The sequence below is a fragment of the Melaminivora alkalimesophila genome, assembly GCF_000282995.1.
GTDB classification, from domain to species: Bacteria; Pseudomonadota; Gammaproteobacteria; order Burkholderiales; family Burkholderiaceae_C; genus Melaminivora; species Melaminivora alkalimesophila.
In genome coordinates, this window is sequence record NZ_ALEE01000314.1 from 1 (window position 1) to 5,210 (window position 5,210).

At 70.5% G+C, this 5,210-nt stretch carries 6 protein-coding genes; 5 read left to right on the plus strand and 1 reads right to left on the minus strand.

What is annotated here, in order from left to right; translation table 11 throughout:
* The 4 genes from A612_RS05835 to A612_RS05850 all read left to right on the plus strand — a co-directional run.
* On the plus strand, positions 1-604 hold a 604-nt coding region (locus tag A612_RS05835; protein ID WP_040436205.1), incomplete at its 5' end, for a putative PEP-binding protein.
* Positions 605-623: 19 nt separating this feature from the next.
* Entirely contained in the window at positions 624-950 is a 327-nt protein-coding gene (locus A612_RS05840) for a DUF4212 domain-containing protein (protein ID WP_019373591.1), read from the plus strand.
* Positions 943-3,027 carry a VC_2705 family sodium/solute symporter gene (locus A612_RS05845; RefSeq protein ID WP_019373592.1) on the plus strand — a complete coding sequence of 695 codons (2,085 nt, stop codon included), beginning with the start codon at positions 943-945 and terminating at the stop codon, positions 3,025-3,027. Before A612_RS05840 ends, A612_RS05845 begins: the two co-directional genes overlap by 8 nt.
* A 95-nt stretch (positions 3,028-3,122) precedes the next feature.
* On the plus strand, positions 3,123-3,596 hold the full coding sequence (locus A612_RS05850) for a hypothetical protein (RefSeq protein WP_019373593.1): 474 nt from the start codon (positions 3,123-3,125) through the stop codon (positions 3,594-3,596).
* Positions 3,597-3,685: 89 nt separating this feature from the next.
* Here A612_RS05850 and A612_RS05855 read toward each other — a convergent pair whose 3' ends face one another.
* Complete coding sequence (locus A612_RS05855; protein ID WP_019373594.1) at positions 3,686-3,991, minus strand: winged helix-turn-helix transcriptional regulator; 306 nt, start codon at positions 3,989-3,991, stop codon at positions 3,686-3,688.
* Between the two features lie 185 nt (positions 3,992-4,176).
* Between A612_RS05855 and A612_RS05860 the strand changes: the two genes are divergently transcribed.
* The coding region (locus A612_RS05860) for a CaiB/BaiF CoA transferase family protein (protein WP_051001454.1) at positions 4,177-5,210 on the plus strand (1,034 nt) is incomplete at its 3' end.

Consider the following 5,210-nt stretch of genomic DNA (forward strand, 5'->3'; position numbering starts at 1 on the left):
CGGCAGCCGCTACGAGCCCGAGGAAGAAAACCCCATGCTGGGTTTTCGCGGCGCGGCGCGCTACATCAGCCAGAGCTTTGGCGAGGCCTTCGCCATGGAGTGCGAGGCGCTCAAGCGCGTGCGCGGCGAGATGGGCCTGACCAACGTGCAGATCATGGTGCCCTTCGTGCGCACGCTGGCGCAGGCCGAGCGCGTGACGCGGCTGCTGGCCGACCATGGCCTGCAGCGCGGCGAGGACGGTCTCAAGCTCATCATGATGTGCGAGGTGCCGAGCAACGCCGTGCTGGCCGAGGAGTTCCTGGAGTTCTTCGACGGCTTCTCGGTCGGCTCCAACGACCTGACGCAGCTCACCCTGGGCTTGGACCGCGATTCGGGCCTGGAGCTGCTCGCGCAGGATTTCGACGAGCGCGACCCGGCGGTGCAGAAGCTCCTCAAGGGCGTCATCGCCACCTGCCGCGCGCAGGGCAAGTACGTCGGCATCTGCGGCCAGGGCCCGAGCGACCACCCGGATTTCGCGCAGTGGCTGGCAAGCGAGGGGATTTCCTCGATCTCGCTGAACCCGGACAGCGTGATCTCCACCTGGCAGCAGTTGGCGGCCGGCTGAAGCGCCTTTCCCGATCGCCATGCCCGGACTGGACACGCATCCGCAGGACGATCTGGGACAGGCGCCCTTCGCTCCCGACCTGCACGACGTGCGCCACCTGTGGCTGAAGGCGGCGCTGCTGGGGGTGTGGTTGCTCGCGTCCTTCGTCGTCTGCTACTACGCACGCGACCTGCAGCTGCTCGCCGGCAGCTGGAGCTTCGTGTACTGGCTGGCTTCGCAGGGCGCGGTGCTGATCTTCATCGCCGTGGTCTGCGCCTACTGCATCGCCATGGGGCGTTTCGAGCGGGCGGACGCCGCGTCGGCCACGGGGGCGGAGCCCGGCCCCGCGGCGCCGCCGCATGGCTGAGCGGGCCGCCGGGCGCTCCTACGTCGGGCGCCTGAACCGCATCCTGGCGCTGTACATTGCCGGTCTGCTTGCCTTTCTCGGGCTGATGGCCTGGGCCGAGCAGCGCGGCCTGTCGCGCCAGTGGATCGGGCCGATCTTCCTGTTCCTGACCGTCATGGTCTATGCGGCCATCGGGGTCTACGGGCGCACGGCCGATCCGCAGGAGTACTACGTCGCGGGGCGGCGCATCCCACCGGTCTACAACGGCATGGCGGCAGCCGCCGACTGGATGAGCGCGGCCTCCTTCATCAGCCTGTCCGGGGCGCTGTACCTGCAGGGCTTCTCCGGCACGCCCGGGCAGCCCGGTGGGCTGGCTTACTTGCTGGGCTGGACCGGGGGGTTTTGCCTGGTGGCCATGCTGATCGCCCCGCACCTGCGGGCGATGAACCTCTACACCGTGCCGGATTTCTTCCAGGTGCGCTTTGGCGGCCGCTGGCCGCGCATCATCGCGGCGCTGTCGGCGGTGCTGTGCTCCTTCACCTACGTGGTGGCGCAGATCTACGGCGTCGGCCTGGTGGCCTCGCGCCTGACGGGCGTGCAGTTCGAGATCGGCATCATGCTGGGCCTGGGCGGGGTGCTGCTGTGTTCCTTCCTGGGGGGGATGCGCGCCATCACCTGGACCCAGGTGGCGCAGTACGTGGTGATCTTGCTGGCTTTCCTCATTCCCGTGTCCTGGCTGGCCTACAAGCAGCTGGGCAACCCGGTGGCGCCGGTGGTGGCCGGGGCGCAGATCGGCAAGATCACGGCGCTGGAGAACGAGCTGTTGGGCGATCGGGCCGAGTACGAAGTGGTGGCGGTCTACGAGCGGCGCGCCCAGGAGCTGCGCGAATGGCTGGCGGACGTGCCGGCCGCGTTGGAGCGCGAACGCCAGGCCGCCAGCGAGCGCATCCAGCGGCTGCGCGCGCAAAATGCCGACATCGGGCTGATCGTGGCCGCGAGCCGCGAGCTGGCCGCCATGCCGCGCGACGAGGCAGGGGCACGCGAGCGCTGGACGCGCGAGCTGCACGGCCTGCTGGAGCGCGCCAGCCTGCTGGGCGGGCTGCCGCGCCACGCCCAGGCCTTCGCCGGCGACCCGCGCGGCACCGCCGAGCAGCGCGCGATCTTCGACGACGCGCGGCGCAACTTCCTGGCGCTGATGTTCTGCCTGATGGTGGGCACCGCCGGCCTGCCGCACCTGCTCACGCGCTACTACACGGCGCCCTCGGTGGCGGGCGCGCGGGCCTCGGTCGCCTGGTCGCTGTTCTTCGTGGCGCTCTTGTACCTGAGCGCGCCGGCGCTGGCGGCGCTGGTCAAGTTCGAGGTGATGAACAACCTGGTGGGCAGCCGCTTCGACGAGCTGCCGACCTGGATGGCGCAGTGGTCGCGCGTGGACGCGGCCTTGCTGTCGGTGGAGGACGTGAACGGCGACGGGATCGTGCAGTTTGGCGAGATCCGCTTCGGCGCCGACCTGATCATGCTTGCCACGCCGGAGATCGCGGGCCTGCCGTACGTGATCTCCGGGCTGGTGGCCGCGGGGGGGCTGGCGGCGGCGCTGTCCACCGCAGACGGATTGCTGCTGACCATCAGCAACGCCCTGGTGCGCGACCTGTACTTCCAGCAGGCGAGCAAGCGCTCCTCGCCCGAGCAGCGCGTCATCCTGACCAAGTTCATGCTGCTCACCGTGGCCCTGTCGGCGGCCTTCGTGGCCTCGTTCAAGCCCTCGGAGATCCTGCCGATGGTCTCGGCCTCGTTCTCGATCGCCGGAGCGGCCTTCGTGCCGGCGATGGTGCTCGGCATCTTCTGGCGCGGCACCACGCGCGCCGGCGCGGTGGCGGGGATGGTGGCCGGGCTGGGGGTGACGCTGTACTACCTGCTGGTGCAGGTCGAGCTGGTGCGCGAGTGGGTTCCGGCCAGTCTGCTGCCCGATGGACTGTGGTTCGGCATCCAGCCGATCTCGGCCGGGGTGTTCGGCGTGCCGGTGGGTCTGCTGGTGACCTGGGTGGTCAGCTGGGTGACGCGGCCGGGGGTGCAGCGGCGCCCGGCGCCGGACGGGCTCTGAGGGGCGCGGCAGGGCCCTGGATCGGGGTTGGGCCCCATTCCCACAGGGCTGCGGGCGTGTCAGGCTGGCGCCCTCGCAGCAGGAGTTGTCGCCCCATGATTTTTGCCAAGACCGAGATGGGCCAGCTGGCACTGAAAGAGCGCCAGGGCGGCCGGCTGACGCCGCGCCAGCGCTCTGCCTTCATCTTGTTCGACGGGCGCCGCACGGCGCAGCAGGTGCTGGCCGCCACGGCCGCCATGGGGATCACCATGGAGGATGTCCAGGCCATGGTGGAGCAGGGGTTGCTCGCCCCCCAGGGGCAGCAGGCCGCGGCTTCTGAGTCTGGCGGCGCCGCGGCGCCGGACGGGGAGGGGCAGGGCGGTGGCACGCGCTCGGCCATCGAGCGCTACAAGGAGGCCTATCCGATCGCCATCGAGCTCACCGCCGGGCTGGGGCTGCGGGGTTTTCGGCTGAACCTGGCGGTCGAGGGCACGACCGGCTACGAGGAGCTGCTGCGCTTGGCGCCCCGCATCCGCGAGGCGGTCGGCGACGCCCGCTACGCCCGGTTGGAACGGGCCCTGTCGGGCTGAGCCGCGGCGCGCCGCTCGGCCGACCAGGGCGGCGGGCAAGAGGGCCCCTGGGCAGGGGAGGCGGCGCAGGCCCTGGCCGCCTCGGCAGTTTACTTGGGCGTGCGCGCGGCCACCCAGCGGGTGGCGAAAGCCTGGATGTCGGACAGGCGCTTGAGCAGGTCCTGCCCGGATGCAGTGACCAGGTAGCCTTCGCTGCCGTGGTCGAGCAACCCCGCCTCGCGCAGTTCCTTGATGCGCGTGTTGAGGGTGTTCGGCGTGATGCCGCCCACGCTGTCCTGAAGCAGGCGAAAGGTCTGCGGGTGGCCGTCGCGCAGCGCCCACAGCACGCGCAAGGCGTAGCGGCGCTCCAGCCTCTCGAGCAACTGGTTGACGGCAGCGTTTTCCCTGGAGCTCATGCGCGCTTCTCCTCGGTCGCGGTGGAAGGACGGCGCCGCCGACCCCATCCGGCCCCCGGCGGCGCTTGCATAAAACGATAGCAATATAGCGTGCTTTCGCTGTTGCTATGGCTTTGCTAGCTTGCGCGCGCCCGTGCGGCGTATGCTCGGGGCGTCCGATGCTCCTCGCCCCGTTCCGGTCCTGCATGCCTTCGCTCCCTGCTTCCGTTTCCCGCCCCGCCCCCGAGCTGCCGCTTGCCGGCATCCGCGTCGTGGAGTTTTCCCACATGGTCATGGGGCCGACCTGCGGTCTGGTGCTGGGCGATCTGGGTGCGGAGGTGATCAAGGTGGAGCCGGTGGGCGGCGACCGCACGCGCCAGCTGCTGGGCGCCGGGGCCGGTTTCTTCCCGCTGTTCAACCGCAACAAGAAAAGCATCGCGCTGGACCTGCGCCGCCCGGAAGGGGCCGAGGTGGCGATCCGTCTGGCGGCCTCGGCGGACGTGGTGGTACAGAACTTCCGTCCGGGGACGATGGCGCGGCACGGGCTGGACTACGCCTCCCTGGCGCGGCTCAATGAGCGGCTGGTCTACGTGAACCACACCGGCTTCCTGCCCGGCCCCTACGAGCACCGCACGGCGCTCGACGAGGTGGTGCAGATGATGGGCGGGCTGGCCTACATGACGGGGCGGCCCGGCGATCCGCTGCGCGCCGGGGCGAGCGTGAACGACATCATGGGCGGCATGTTCGGCGCCATCGGGGCGATGGCGGCGCTGATGCAGCGCCAGCACACCGGGCGCGGTCAGGAGGTGGATGCCGCATTGTTCGAGAACAACGTGTTTCTCGTAGCCCAGCACATCATGCAGTTCGCCGCCACCGGCGAGCCGGCGGCGCCCATGCCCGAGCGCATTTCCTCCTGGGGGATCTACGACGTCTTCCAGGTGCGTGGGGGCGGGCAGATCTTCCTGGCGGTGGTGAGCGATGCGCAGTGGCAGGCGTTCTGCGAGGCTTTCGGCTACACCGACTGGCAGGCGGATCCGGCGCTGGCGAGCAACAACGACCGCGTGCGAGCGCGCCCCTGGTTCCTGCCCCTGCTGCGGCAGCGGCTGGCCGAACATGGCGCCGACCAGCTGGCGGCCCGCTTCGAGCGCCACGGACTGCCCTTCGCGCCGATCCGCCGGCCCGAGGAGCTGCTGGACGATCCGCACCTGCAGGCCAGCGGCGGGCTGGCCGAGGTGCGCCT